Raw genomic sequence first — 14,241 nt, forward strand, 5'->3', positions numbered from 1 at the left:
CTATTTTAATTTCTTGCGAAGATATTCGCTAGAAGATTCAATGATAAATACAGTACAAACAAGCATTAGTAAAATCATGCCCACATTCGCATAGCTTCTCCAACCAAGACTTTCGTTAAGAAGCAAACCAATCCCACCAGCACCTACATAACCTAGAATAGACGCATAACGAACATTTCCTTCAAAGCAAAATAAAGATGTCGATAAGTAATTAGGAAGAATCTGTGGCATAATCGCATAACGAAATGCTTGAATCGTTGTTAGTCCCATCGAATGCATTGCCTCATATGCCCCCATATCGACATTTTCAATTTGCTCATATAACAACTTCCCTACATACGCAATCGTAAATAAAAAAATAGCAACCGTGCCAGCCATCGTACCTAACCCAAATATAAATGTTGCTATAAGTGCGACAATCAAAGTAGGCAATGTCCGAAGCAAGCTTAAAATAATTTTGCTCGACATCGCGATCCATTTATTTTTTGTAATATTTGTCGCAGCAAGCATTGCAATTGGTAAGGCACAAATAGCACCTAGTATTGAACCGAACAATGACATTTTAATCGTATCGAATAACGGCTGCCAAAGCTTCGATAAATATGTCCAATTTGGAGGAATCATTTGTTGTACGATGACAAAAAACTGACTGATTCGACGGATGATAACCTCTAGGCTAAAGCCCGTTATGCGAAATGAAAGGAAAGCCAATAGAAGCAGGATAATCCATATCATTGGCATTATCGAGCGTTTCTCCTGCACTTCTTTACCATTAGGCAATACTATTTTTTTCTGGGATAGCAGATTCCATTGCATGATTAGTCGCCCCATTCCCTTCATTCGCATTGTTATAGATGTACGAGAGAATTTCCTCATCTACCTCGTTTGCTCGCCCATCAAAAACAATTTCACCGCTTCTTACACCAATAACTCGTGTTGCATAAGTCAATGCTAAATCGACGTGATGGATATTGATAATGATCGTCATATTTAATTCCCGATTTATACGTTTAAAATCGTCCATGACTTGCTTCGCAGTTACGGGATCAAGTGAAGCAACAGGCTCATCCGCTAAAATAATTTGTGGATTTTGCGCAAGGGTACGCGCTAAAGCTACACGCTGTTGTTGACCACCAGATAACTGATCTACACGTACATATGCTTTATCTAAAATGCCTACCTGATCGAGTGCCATTAATGCTTTAAGCTTCTCTTCTTTCGTAAAGATGCCGAGCATTTTTCTCCAAAACGGCATATTGGGCACAAAAGAAACGAGGACATTTTTCAATACAGAGACACGTGTTACAAGGTTAAATGATTGAAAAATCATGCCAATATTACGGCGTAGATATCTTATTCCCTTTCCCTTTAACTGGTGTACGTCAACTGAATTTACATGTAATGATCCTTCTGTAATATCATGCATTTTATTAATGCAGCGCAGTAAGGTTGATTTCCCTGCACCTGACAAGCCTATGATGGCAACAAACTCGCCTTGCTCAATTTGTAGGTTAATATGATTTAATGCAAGAAATCCATTCGGATATCGTTTCTCTACCTCTTTAAACTCAATCATTGAACCGCTCCATTTCTGAAAATGAGTCTGTATAAAAAACAAGAATCTGCAAGCTTTCTGCGGATAAGCCGCAAGCCTCGCAGATTCTTTACTAACCTCTTTACATGACCAACTTTTAGTACGTTTTATTTACTTAGAACCAAGATTTTGCACTAGCTCCTGTGCCTTACGTTCATTGTCATAATCACTATCCTTTGCCGGTTGATAGCCTTCATGGCTATAGATAGCAATAACTTCCTTACCCTTTTCAGAGTTGCCAATATTAATAAATGCTTGTTGGATAGCCTTTTTTAAATCGTCATTCATAACCTTTGAATTCTTACTTACGCTTATTGTGTCGTTATAAATCGCTGGCATAACACCGATTAAATCTGTTTCCTCCCAAATAGAAGCAGAGCGATTAAATTCACCTTGCCAGCTCTCCTCATAATCTCTACGTGCATCTGCATACGTAACCAATACATCCGTTTGGCCAGCAGCTAATCGTGCAAAGGCATTACCGTAGGAATCAGCCTGGACAACCTGTGCTAAATCTGGAATTGTTTTATTAAATTTCTCATGTAACCATAATATTGGGTAAATATAACCTGCTGGTGAGGAGGAAGACATAACATTCCAAGTGACATTATTTAAATCCTCGAAAGTTAATTCCTCTCCGTTATTTACTTTCGCCGCTAATGCTTTTCCTTTTTCCGATGGCCCCGCAACTAAAATCGCTCGATAAGATGTCGTTTGTGTTGTTGTTGGTGCTGTCGGCTTGTTTTTATTCCAATCGACTGGATTATCTGAATCATTATTTAAACCTGCGCGTGTAGCCGTTAAAATTACTTCGGCACCATCATCATAAAGGACATATGTCCCCCCTGGAATTAGACCAATATCGGTTGTGCCTGCAGATAATGCTTCGCCAACTGCTTCAAAGTTTGTACCTACTGTAATATCGATTTCGCCTACATCAAAGCCTAAACTTGCAAGCTCGTCCTTCAGTAAACCTTTTAAAGGCTCCGTCGCCGTTATAATTTCATTAGGATCACGTGAGGGCACGAAGCCAATCGTTAATTTTTTTATAGATTCATTGCCACTTGCTTCTGAGGACACTTCAACAGCTGTATCATCTTTAGATGTTTTGGAAGCCTCATTTCCACATGCCATTAAGAGCATTGAAAGCATGAATGTTAGACCAAAAAATAGTAATTTCTTCAAGTTGTTTTCCTCCTCATTTTTGAAATGCTTCCTCAGTATAAACAGTAAATATTTTCCTGGTGTTAATAACTGGTAAATATATGTTTCTATTTTGTAAAACAATATTTTGATATCGTAAACTCGTTAAATTATCAAAAATAACTTTATATACTATGGATATACTAACTAACGGAGGACCTCTTATGAATGAAAAAACGATACAAATACTTGCTACTAGTGATATTCATGGATATATTATGCCAACCACTTTCCGGAACGACCGAAATGAAGCACTTGGTTTAGCCAAACTAGCAACAATCATCCAGGAAAAACGACTTGAAGGGCCAACAATTTTAATTGATAACGGAGATTTTATTCAAGGAAGTCCGATGACCTTTTATCATCAAAAATTTCAAGCTCAGAAGCCTAATCCATTAATACAAGTTGCCAATAATCTTCAATATGATGCGATGGTATTTGGCAATCACGAATTTAATTACGGGCTTCCTGCGTTACAATCTGTTATAAGTCAGTCCCAATTCCTATGGCTTGGCGCTAACATTTTAACGGATGATGGCAAGCATTTTACGAAGCCCTATATCATCAAAGAAATAGAAGATATTCGCATAGCTATATTAGGTGTGACGACACATTTTGTAACAAAATGGGAGGAGCCAAAGCATATTCATGGGCTTCGTTTTGAAGATGCTTTTTCGAGTGCAAGCTATTGGGCTAAATGGATACGTGCAAATGAACAAATTGATGTCCTTATTCTTTGCTACCACGGAGGATTTGAGCGAAGCCTTGAAACTGGAGAATTACTCGAAACAGAGGACGGGGAAAATCAAGGATATCGTATGTGTACAGAAATTGAAGAAGTGGATATTGTCATTTCCGGCCATCAACATCGTGAAATTAGCACAACAATCATGGGGAAATCAGTAGTTCAGCCTGGTACTAAAGGGACTTGTTTAGCTAGTATTGAACTAAAAATTATTATGGACAACCAAGAGAATATTCACTCTATTACCCATACACCATCACTAATATATGTTACGGAAGATACTACATCTAAGACATCCGTTTCCAACATCATCTCGGCTACTTTTGAAAAAACAGATGTATGGTTAGATGAAGCGATTGGAATCATTCATGGAAATATGCAAATTGAGGATTCATTTCTAGCCCGCGTTCAAGAGCATCCATATATCGAATTTATTAATCGTATTCAAATGGAAGTATCTGGAGCTTCTATTTCTTGTACAGCGATCTTTCACGATGAGCGTGGCGGCTTAAAACATGAGGTAACGATGCGTGATATCGTAACAAACTATATTTACGCAAATACATTAAAAGTGCTTCGTCTAACAGGTCTTGACATCTTACTCGCCCTTGAACAATCGGCAACCTATTTTACTGTAGAGGCGGGCGAGCTGAACGTTGCCGAGTCTTTTCTTTATCCAAAGGCGCAACCTTATAATTATGACATGTGGGAGGGTATCGAATATATTCTCGATATTTCAAAGCCTAATGGTGAGCGTGTAACTAAGCTTACTATTAATAATGTACCTATGAAAATGGATGAAGAATTTGAAGTCGTTATGAGTAGTTATCGTGCAACTGGGGCAGGAAATTTTGACTTTTTAACAAGTCGTCCTGTTGTAAAGGAAATACAAATTGATATGACGGAGCTTATTGCCGATTATATTTTAAAACATCCATCCATTCATGCAACATGTAATAACAATTGGCAAATAACGTTCTAGCTTTTAATAAAAAAAATTTCGTTATGCTCCTATAAGGATTGCTGTCCCTCTGGAGTATAGCGAAATTTTTTATCTTTCATCCTAATTAGGAATCTTGTCGTATTTGATTTATGCTTTTTCCTTCAGTAAAGGCATGAATTGATTTTATTTTACCTACTGATTTGAAATTTGCCTTGTCATAGACCTTGGCAACCTGTTCATTGATAGGTAAAATCCAGAGATATTCTAACCCCTGCTTTACCGACTCTTGCTGAATATGCTGCAGAATATATCCAATCAATCCTCGTCCTCGATGGCTTTCAAGTGTGGCTACACTCTCAACTCTCCCTTGATTTCCTGAGACAAAAATATTGGCAGTACAGCAGGCTTTGCCATCTAATCTTAATAAATAATACGTAAACTGTGGTGAATGATATGTTTGCTCAAAAGCTTGTTTAATTAATGCAGGCTCCCCAAATGTAGAAATGCTCATTTCTACAGCTAATGCTTCCTCCATATTGGCATCTGTTACAAGTTCAATTTGTATGGCTGGATTATGTGATATTTGCGAGTATTCACCATTCCAACACTGTACATCATCAGTAAAACTTTCAAATTGAAAGCCATGATTCTCTAATACTTCTATACATGACTGATTTTCCTCCACATTGTATAAATACAATCTTGGGATGAGAGATTTTGATTGATAGAAATCCTTGATTTTCTTTAAAAACATATCTGGCTCGGTAATCTTCTTCCAAATGTGTGCATGATTAGCGTCGTAATATGTTGGCATTTCCTTATTATAAAATAATACTCCTTCGTGACATGTTTCCATCTCACTAAAACTTTTAATATAATCAATATCTAACTGCATGATGTGCTCTATTTTATGCATGCTCTGTTCCTCCCTCAATCCATTTTTCATATAAATCCTCTAGCTGCTGTTCAAACTTTTGACGTTGCTCTTTGGCAAGTGCAGGCTCTTTTAATTTCATTTCGAGCTTTTCAATTTGTTCTTCAATCGGAATCTCTTTTTTAGCAGTATAGGACTTTTCAGGCACTTCTTTTATAACTGGTTCTTTTACTATTTCTAAGCGTTTTTGTCTTGCCCATTCATAATCACCTTCAAATACTTGAATCGATTCATGCTCAATCCATGCAACTTTTGTAAATATCTTTTGTAAAAAATAACGGTCATGTGAGACACCAATAATGGTTCCTTCAAAGGATTCCAGTGTATCCTCCAATACCTCTCTCGCTTCAATGTCTAAATGATTGGTCGGCTCATCTAGCATTAATAAATTAATATCCTCATGCATTAACTGTGCTAGACGTAAGCGCATTTTTTCACCTCCACTTAAATCCTTCACTTTTTTGAAAACGTCATAGCCATAAAATAAAAACTGAGCAAGAATATGGCGTGCCTCAGCCTCTGACACAGAGACACTCTCACGGAAGGCATCTATTAAACGAATAGCAGGATTTTTATGCTCAAATTGCTGCGAAAGATAGCCAATTTCTACACTGTTGCCGACATGGCAAGCACCTTCATTAGGTTCAACCTCACCTAACATCATTTTTAATAACGTTGATTTTCCACTTCCATTACCACCCACAATCGCTAGTCGTTCTCCGAAGTAAACCGCTAAATTACTTTCCTTAAATAATGGTTTCTCAAATGCATGGCTAATACCCTTCATTTGCACAACCTCTTTACCACTACGTTCAGCCATCATTAAGGCTAAATTCATTTTCTTTTTCGTTAAAGGCTTCTTCACACGCTCTATCCGTGCTAGTGCTTTTTCCATACTTTTAGCACGTCGATGTAAGCCAGCATTTGGCGGATTCGCTTCATTTGCCCATTGCTTTAGGCGCTTTATTGTTTCCTGCATTTTTTTAATTTTCTTTTGCTGTTCTTCGTATTGAGTAAATTGTTGTTCAACCTTAACTTCTTTTTGTTCAACAAATGCATCGTAATTGCCACTATACGCAAATGCTTCTCCATCTTCAATTTCAATTATTTTTTGAGCCATTTGATTCATAAAATGACGATCATGTGATACGACAATAACAATTCCTGCAAAGTTTCGGACATAGTTTTCTAACCATTCAATTGCCTGCATATCTAAATGATTCGTTGGTTCATCTAATAGTAAAATTGAAGGATTACTTAAAAGAATTTGCCCAAGCATCACCTTTGTTTTCTCCCCACCACTTAAACTAGTAAATGGTTGCTCAAGCAATGGCGTAATACCTAAACCATTGGCAATCATCGCTAATTGCGCATCAATTTCATAGCCACCCTGGAGCATAAACTGTTCCTGCACATGACCATATTGCTGAAGTATTTTATCTGTTACAGCCAACTGCATCTCTTGCTCAAGCTTTGTCATTGTTGCCTTTAGTGCATAGATTTCCGCAAATGCTTCCTCCAGCACTTCCTTTACTGAGAGCATAGGATAATCCGGAATTTGATGTAAATAACCAATCGTTGCTTCTTTACTTTTTATGATTCGTCCCTTATCTGGCGTATCCAACCCAGCTAGTAACTGTAATAAAGTCGTTTTCCCACTGCCATTCACGCCAACAATGGCAACATGCTCGCCTGTATTTACTTCTAATTGAAGCCCTTCAAATAATACGCTTCCACCAATAATTTTTTGTATTTGTTCAGCCTTAATTTGCATCGTTTTTTCCTCCAATGAAACGTGCGAAAAACATCTATAGACACAAAAAAGACTGCTCGATTAACAAGCAGTCTTTTCCTCATTAGTTTGTGAAAAAGAATGGTTAATTCGCTACGTTTGTTATTTGATTTTGCTTAAAAATGGACAGACCTATCCCGTTGTTCGCAAAATCGAAAGTAATCACACGTGCAAAATACATAGCTGTATCCACTTTTACACATGTTTTCGTAGCGTTTTTATTCATTCCTTTTCACCTCCGTTCAATATAGTTAAATTTATATTACCATAATTCAGTGAATTTGGAAAAGGGAAAATTTTTCACTTTCAAATTTTTATGAATATACAAAACTCGTACTAGCTATAAACTAATATAAAAATAGAAATATTTTCATAAATAATTTCGTTAATTAGTCATTTTCTCGCGGATATACGAAAAATTTTCATGGTATATTAGTCTTACTTTATATTATGAGGGTAAAAATACGGAGGAACATTTATGAAAAAATTAAGTATGCAAAACAAAATGAGCTTATTAATTGTCGCAATCATTGCATTCGTAATTATTGCAATCGGTCTAGTCAATACAAACGAAATGAAAACAACATTGCAAGCAGAATATAATACTCGTCTCACTCAAATTTTTGATTTAAGCGTACATAATTTGGATCAAACATTGCCAGGCAAATGGCATTTAAAAAATGGAGATCTTTACAAGGGAGATGCTAAAGTAGCTAACGAAACAGCTATCATTGATAAATTAGGTGAATTATCTCAAGCAGCAATCACTATTTTTGCTCATGATACACGCATTAATACAAATATTGTAGTGGATGGAAAGCGTGCGATTGGGACAACCGCTGATCCTATAGTAGCAGAAACTGTGTTAACGCAAGGAAAAAGTTATACAGGTACTGCTGAAGTTGTCGGCGAACCCTATTTAACAAAATATGAGCCAATTAAAAATGCGGGTGGGGAAACAATTGGTATGATATTTGCAGGAGTGCCTTCTTCTGAAATTGATGCAGTGGCTCAAAAAATGCTACTTAAAATGGGTTTCCTTACAATTATCGCAGCCATTATCGCTGTTTTTGCAGGTATTTTATTCGTACGAGGGATTGTTAAGCCTTTAAAGCATTTAAACACTCAGCTCGAAACAATTTCAGCTGGGAAGGGTGATTTAACACAGGAGCTTGTTGTCAAGTCTAAGGATGAAATCGGTGAACTCGCAAATTCCTTCAATGCTATGCTCGCCACATTACGTAAAATGATGCAGCAAGTGGATAAAACAGCGAATCAAGTATCTGCCTCATCAGCTGAATTATCTGCAACAGCGGGCTCTACAACATCAACAACTGAAAATTTAACGGCCAATATGCAAGAACTAGCGAGTGGAGCAAGCACACAAAAACATAGTGCTAATGAAAATGTGGAAGCTATGCAGGATATAGCAGGAGGTATTCAACTAGTAACTGAAACAAATAGCGAGGTTTCATCTTATGCATCTGATGCCTTTGTTACCGCTAAGCACGGTGAGGAAACGGCGCAGAAGATGCAAGTACAAATGCGTGCTATGACAGCGGCCGTGCAGGACAGTGCAAATTCTATCACGTCTCTTGATTCATATGCCAACAAAATTGGCGATATTGTTGAGGTTATTCACGCAATAGCTGACCAAACTAATTTACTTGCGCTGAATGCATCCATAGAGGCAGCACGTGCTGGAGAACATGGTAAAGGCTTTGCGGTTGTAGCTGAAGAAGTTCGTAAACTAGCGGAGCAATCGAAAACATCAGCGGCAGAAATTACCGACACCATTCATACGATGCAGCAGCTAACAAAGGAAGCAAGTGAGCATATGCAACAAAGTGAACAAGAAGCCGCTTCAAGTGCAGAAATTGTTCATACAACAAGTATCGCTTTTGAAGACATTACATCCAAGGTTTTACAAGTAACAAATAAAATTCAAGAGGTTTCAAGTATTGCCGAAGAGCTCTATGCACGAATCGAACAAGCTAATGCTTCCACACAAATTATGGCTGAAATTGCAGTAGACGCACGAGAGCAATCAAAAGTAGTTACACAAATTGCAGAAGCAAATCTTGAATCCATGGAGGATATCAAAACAGCAGCCTCACAGCTTACTTATAATGCAGAGACACTACAAGATTTAATCCATCAGTTTAAATATTAAAGCTTGTTCATATCATTTTATTTCCTAATTTAAAGAGGCTGATAAAATCATCAGCCTCTTTATGTTTTCACTTTTCTCACAAACATTTTAACAAACGGTACGAGGAAAATAGATACGACTAGCACTCTGAATAACTGAAATGCAGTAACGATTGTCACATTTGCATGAACAGAAGCGGCGATAATCCCCATTTGATCAAGCCCGCCTGGTACGATACTTAAAAAGCCTGTTCGGAAATCAAGGCTGTAAAAATTCTTCATCACAAATGTTAACCCATAAGCTGCGCCAACAAAGATACCCGCTGATACAAAAGCGTAAAATACATGCTTCTTCGATAAATGTAAATCCTCTTTTTTCAATAATAGTCCGATGTAAATGCCAAGCATTAGTTGCGCAATATGAAGTAGTGACAATGGCAATTTCGGAACATCAATCCCTGCTATATTTATGCCCATCAATAAAAACACTGGACCAAGCATATAGCCTGTCGGAATTTTTGCCTTTTGCGCTAGCCACCCTGCTGCTCCACACACAGTAAGTAACCCTATTAGACTCCATGTATACGCTCCGTTGACAACTGCACCCGTTCCTCCAGAGCTTGACACCATTAATGGCACAAAACCGACAATTAAAAGAACCCGTAATATTTGGAAGAACGTAATGACGACCATATCCATATCCCCCTGCTCCTCGGCAAAGGCAATAACCTGTGACATGCCACCAGGTACACAGCATGTCAATGCGGTCGCAAAATCTAAATCTGCACGTTTTGCAACTAAATAACTAATACCAAAAAACAATACAATAAATAATACGTTTATAACAATCATACTTCCTATAAATTGTTTAATATCCTGCACCGCTTCAGGTGTAAACGCAAAACCAATGGAATAACCCGCAACGATTAAACCAAAATTACGGAAATATTTATGCCATTTCAATTGTACTTTCGTCGATAATTGAACAATAAGCACCGCTGCTATAGCTCCAAGTAACCACGGCATTGGAATATGTAATACATTAAATAAAATCGCACCTGTTAAACCAATACATAATGTAATTAACATGTGCTTGTCAAAAATAAACATAGAAGCAACCCCTCGTGACTGTATGATTCTATTATGCCGTGAACCTCCTTGTTTTTCTACTTCATCACTTTTTTGCAAGGTCATATATCGCTAAAATTTAACCTCTTATCTATAAAATTTAACCTCTTATCCAAGATTTTCTCCAAGCCAAAATTTTCTATGCTACATTATTATTACCTGATTCAGTGTTTCTCCATAGCGGAGATATGTAAAGGAGGCCTCCTATGAAATGAAAATTCATTTAACAATCAATAGTGCATTAGAAGAAACTGAGGTTCATATACATGCAAAGGAATATAACGAGCAAATTGAGCGACTGATGAAGCAACTACAAACTTCACAAACGACAATGTTAGATGGCTACTTTCAACAGGAAATTCATATGCTAAAAATTTCAGATATTTACTCCATTTACGCAGAGGGTGCAAAAGTATTTTTGCAGACCGAGGAACAGGAATTCGAAACGAAACGTAAATTATATGAGCTGGAAGCACAATTAGCGAAAGACTTTGCCCGAGTCAGCAAATCGACACTAGTCAATATTAACAAAATTGCCTCTATTCAAATGGGTAAAATCGGTACAACAGAACTGATTTTAGAAAACGATGTGTCCATCCATGTTAGTCGCAAATATTTAAAAGAATTAAAACACCACTTAGGTATTGGGAGGGACTCATAATATGAAATTTATTCGCATGATGATTATCGGACTACTCATATCACTTAGCTCTTCCTACGTTTTAGTGACATTAAGCGTCATATCTAATAACGCTGTAATGTCAGGATCGGAATTACTTGAACAAATTATCATCGCAGCCATACTTGGAGCTGTAATTGGTTTGCTGTCCATCATTTTTGATATCGAGCGTTTACCTTTTATTATTCAGCTTATTCTACATTTAATTGCAGTTACTCTGTGTGTTATGATTGCAGGCTATTTCGGGCGTTGGTTTGAACATTCCGGCATTAAGTATGTTCTTATAAGTGAAGCTATTATTTACTTAATAGTTTGGTGCATCCTTTATGTACTTCAAAAAAATGATATTGAAAAAATAAATTATGAAATTCAAAAAAGAAAGGAATAAACAATATGACTTTTGCTATACAAGTTGAAAATCTATGTAAGCAATATGGCGATCATCAGGCCGTAAAGGGTATTTCATTTACGGTTGAGCAAGGCTCCCTCTTCGCCTTTTTAGGTGCGAATGGTGCAGGGAAATCAACGACCATTGAAATACTCTGTACATTATTAAAAAAATCAAGCGGTACTGTAAAAATTAATGGCTATACACTTGATGCAAGCAATGACAATGCGGAAATTCGAAAATCCATTGGTGTCGTATTCCAGCAAAGTTTACTAGATGAACGATTAACGGTGCGGGAAAATATACTTCACCGTGGTAAAACATATGGCTTATCGAAAAAACAATTGACCGATAATTATCAATTCGTTTCAACATACTTGCATTTAGCTGATATAGAAAAGCGCAAATATGGAACGTTATCAGGTGGTCAAAAAAGGCGTGCTGATATTGCTCGAGCCCTTATCCATCGACCAAATATATTGTTTTTAGATGAACCGACAACTGGGCTTGATCCACAAACGCGTCAATTCGTTTGGCAAGCCATTAAACAACTTCAGCTAGAGACAAACATGACTGTTTTTTTAACAACTCATTATATGGAGGAAGCGGCAGTCGCTCATCAAGTCATCGTCTTAAAAGAAGGAGAAATTGTTGCTGAAGGGACACCAGATGCTCTTAAAACAAAATACGCTTATGATTCAATGGCAATTGTTTTTCATAATAGTTCTGAAGGGATACAGTGGCTCGAGGAAAATGCCATCTCCTATACAGAAAATCTAGGCATTTTCTCCATCCGAGTCGACTCGACACTTCATGCTTTAACGCTATTAAAAAAAGCGGAGCCGCTTATTGCTTCGTTTGAAGTCATCAAAGGTACGATGGATGATGTCTTTCTTCATATTATGGCCGAGGGAGGCGCAGCTTATGGAAGCATTATTTAGTTTAGTACAGCGAAATAACAAGGTTTTTAGACGTGATAAAACACAAGTCTTCTACTCACTGCTTGCTGTCATTATTGTCATTGTCCTTTACGCAGTATTTCTTCAAAAAATGCAGGTCAATGCCATTGAAGAAGTGACAAAGGCTACTCCAGCTGTGATAACAATGGTCAATGAATGGATTGTCGCTGGTTTACTCTCTATGATCGCTGTTTCTTCTACACTTGCTGCGTATGGCATTGCTGTTAGGGATCTTGAATCAAAAGCGCAAGCTGATTTTCTAACTGCGCCCATCTCGAGAGCAACTATTCAATTTAGCTATGTATTAAATGCCTTTATCATTGGCTGTATTTTTTCCTTTATCGCCCTTATTGGCTGTGAAATTTTTATCGCATCAACTGGCGGTCAACTACTAAGCTTTGGGGATTTCATGAAAGTAGTAGGCTTATTATTTTTATCTGTGTTACTTGCCAGTGTTTTTAATCTCTTCCTTGTGTTACTTGCTAACAGCCAACATTCATTTTCAACTCTCAGTACAATCGTCGGTACAGCACTCGGTTTCTTATGTGGCGTTTATGTACCTGTTGGTGCACTTCCAAGTTTTGCTCAAAACCTTATTATGTATTTCCCTATCAGTCATACAACTTTACTATTACGCAATGCTTTTATGGAGAGCTCAATTTCCAAGGTTTTCGAAGGTGCGCCTGCTTCACAGGTAGAAGAATACAAAAAAATGTATGGTATTGTCTATGACCTTCATGGAAATATACTAAGTTCCTCAACAAGCATTATCATTATTGTCGTAACTATTATTGTGCTATCAATCTTATCTATCATTATTTTTAAAAAGAAAAGTAAATAAACACTTTCGCACATCGTTTATAAAACGATGTGTTTTTTATTGATTTTATCCAAACAATTTGTTATTTTAATAATAAATAAGCAAACAAAATGTTTTATCGTTTGTTTTTCAGGAGGATATCCAATGGATGTAAATGAATTATTCTGGCAAGCGTCAATCCATGACATAAAAAAGGGTTACAACGATGAAGCAACACACTTCACTTGTCTACTTTGTGGAGAAAAGATTGAAAAAGGAATTATTTATCCACATGAAGGCGTTCTCTACGAGGCAGAAAAATTTATGCAACATCATATTACTGCTGCTCATCAATCTGTATTTCATTATTTAAATGGCCTTAATAAAAAAATGACAGGACTAACTGATCATCAAAGTCATATTTTAAGCTTATTTTATGAAGGAAAAACCGATCAAGAAATTAAAGAAGAGCTGGAAATTGGTAGTGCAACAACGATACGTCACCATCGCTTTACCCTTAAAGAAAAGGAACGACAAGCGAAAACTTTTCTTGCGATGATGGAGCTATTAAAAGAACAGGACCAAAAGAAAGATAACTTTGTACCCATTCACAAAACAGCTACGATGGTCGACGATCGCTATAATATTACGATTTCTGAAGAGCAGCAATTACTTGAAAAGTACTTTCCAAACGGTATTGGGAAAGAGCTTGTCCGCTTCCCAATACGTGAGAAACATAAAATTGTGGTACTCCGTGCAATCACAAAGCTTTTCGATGAAACAAAACAGTATTCAGAAAAAGAATTAAACGAAATGATTCAGCCGATATATGAGGACTATGTGCAAATACGTCGCTATTTAATCGAATACGGCTTCATGGATCGACAAGAGGATGGCAGTGCTTACTGGATAAAAAAATAAGAAAG

At 37.1% G+C, this 14,241-nt stretch carries 14 protein-coding genes; 7 read left to right on the forward strand and 7 right to left on the reverse strand.

All coding sequences use genetic code 11. The annotated features are described in order from the left end of the window. From phnE to ACQKMV_RS09520, 3 genes are all read right to left on the reverse strand, one after another. On the reverse strand, nucleotides 1-816 hold the full coding sequence (phnE, locus tag ACQKMV_RS09510) for a phosphonate ABC transporter, permease protein PhnE (RefSeq protein ID WP_427503601.1): 816 nt from the start codon (nucleotides 814-816) through the stop codon (nucleotides 1-3). Continuing rightward, nucleotides 773-1,576 carry a phosphonate ABC transporter ATP-binding protein gene (phnC, locus tag ACQKMV_RS09515; protein WP_427503603.1) on the reverse strand — a complete coding sequence of 268 codons (804 nt, stop codon included), beginning with the start codon at nucleotides 1,574-1,576 and terminating at the stop codon, nucleotides 773-775. Before phnC ends, phnE begins: the two co-directional genes overlap by 44 nt. Nucleotides 1,577-1,705: 129 nt before the next feature. Continuing rightward, nucleotides 1,706-2,779, reverse strand: coding sequence for a phosphate/phosphite/phosphonate ABC transporter substrate-binding protein (locus ACQKMV_RS09520; RefSeq protein WP_427503605.1), 1,074 nt, complete (start codon nucleotides 2,777-2,779; stop codon nucleotides 1,706-1,708). Nucleotides 2,780-2,961: 182 nt separating this feature from the next. Between ACQKMV_RS09520 and ACQKMV_RS09525 the strand changes: the two genes are divergently transcribed. Continuing rightward, a complete protein-coding gene (locus ACQKMV_RS09525; RefSeq protein WP_427503606.1) occupies nucleotides 2,962-4,524 on the forward strand; it encodes a bifunctional metallophosphatase/5'-nucleotidase in 1,563 nt (520 codons plus the stop codon). Between the two features lie 85 nt (nucleotides 4,525-4,609). On the opposite strand, the gene ACQKMV_RS09530 is transcribed toward ACQKMV_RS09525, so the two are convergent. From ACQKMV_RS09530 to ACQKMV_RS09540, 3 genes are all read right to left on the reverse strand, one after another. After that, nucleotides 4,610-5,401 (reverse strand): GNAT family N-acetyltransferase, encoded by a 792-nt coding sequence (locus ACQKMV_RS09530; RefSeq protein ID WP_427503607.1) that lies wholly within the window; start codon nucleotides 5,399-5,401, stop codon nucleotides 4,610-4,612. Then, nucleotides 5,394-7,193, reverse strand: a complete 1,800-nt coding sequence (gene abc-f, locus ACQKMV_RS09535; RefSeq protein WP_427503608.1) for a ribosomal protection-like ABC-F family protein — start codon at nucleotides 7,191-7,193, stop codon at nucleotides 5,394-5,396. The genes ACQKMV_RS09530 and abc-f overlap by 8 nt, the downstream gene beginning before the upstream one ends. Before the next feature lie 103 nt (nucleotides 7,194-7,296). Beyond that, complete coding sequence (locus ACQKMV_RS09540) at nucleotides 7,297-7,437, reverse strand: RAxF-45 family protein (RefSeq protein ID WP_004232534.1); 141 nt, start codon at nucleotides 7,435-7,437, stop codon at nucleotides 7,297-7,299. A 252-nt stretch (nucleotides 7,438-7,689) separates the two neighbouring features. Here ACQKMV_RS09540 and ACQKMV_RS09545 point away from each other — a divergent pair, with 252 nt between their 5' ends. Beyond that, nucleotides 7,690-9,384, forward strand: a complete 1,695-nt coding sequence (locus ACQKMV_RS09545; RefSeq protein WP_427503610.1) for a methyl-accepting chemotaxis protein — start codon at nucleotides 7,690-7,692, stop codon at nucleotides 9,382-9,384. Nucleotides 9,385-9,443: 59 nt separating this feature from the next. Here ACQKMV_RS09545 and ACQKMV_RS09550 read toward each other — a convergent pair whose 3' ends face one another. After that, nucleotides 9,444-10,472 carry an AbrB family transcriptional regulator gene (locus tag ACQKMV_RS09550; RefSeq protein WP_427503611.1) on the reverse strand — a complete coding sequence of 343 codons (1,029 nt, stop codon included), beginning with the start codon at nucleotides 10,470-10,472 and terminating at the stop codon, nucleotides 9,444-9,446. A 229-nt stretch (nucleotides 10,473-10,701) separates the two neighbouring features. Between ACQKMV_RS09550 and ACQKMV_RS09555 the strand changes: the two genes are divergently transcribed. From ACQKMV_RS09555 to ACQKMV_RS09575, 5 genes are all read left to right on the forward strand, one after another. Then, nucleotides 10,702-11,151, forward strand: a complete 450-nt coding sequence (locus tag ACQKMV_RS09555; RefSeq protein ID WP_427503612.1) for a LytTR family DNA-binding domain-containing protein — start codon at nucleotides 10,702-10,704, stop codon at nucleotides 11,149-11,151. Between the two features lies 1 nt (nucleotide 11,152). After that, nucleotides 11,153-11,557, forward strand: a complete 405-nt coding sequence (locus tag ACQKMV_RS09560) for a DUF3021 domain-containing protein (RefSeq protein ID WP_427425407.1) — start codon at nucleotides 11,153-11,155, stop codon at nucleotides 11,555-11,557. Nucleotides 11,558-11,562: 5 nt separating this feature from the next. After that, a complete protein-coding gene (locus ACQKMV_RS09565) occupies nucleotides 11,563-12,498 on the forward strand; it encodes an ATP-binding cassette domain-containing protein (protein WP_427503613.1) in 936 nt (311 codons plus the stop codon). Continuing rightward, nucleotides 12,482-13,357: an ABC transporter permease gene (locus ACQKMV_RS09570; RefSeq protein ID WP_427503614.1), complete on the forward strand. Its 876-nt coding sequence runs from the start codon at nucleotides 12,482-12,484 to the stop codon at nucleotides 13,355-13,357. Before ACQKMV_RS09565 ends, ACQKMV_RS09570 begins: the two co-directional genes overlap by 17 nt. Before the next feature lie 123 nt (nucleotides 13,358-13,480). Then, nucleotides 13,481-14,236, forward strand: coding sequence for a DUF2087 domain-containing protein (locus ACQKMV_RS09575; protein WP_427503616.1), 756 nt, complete (start codon nucleotides 13,481-13,483; stop codon nucleotides 14,234-14,236). Nucleotides 14,237-14,241: the final 5 nt, after the last annotated feature.

The organism is Lysinibacillus sp. NPDC094403, assembly GCF_050278745.1.
Taxonomy (GTDB): Bacteria; Bacillota; Bacilli; order Bacillales_A; family Planococcaceae; genus Lysinibacillus.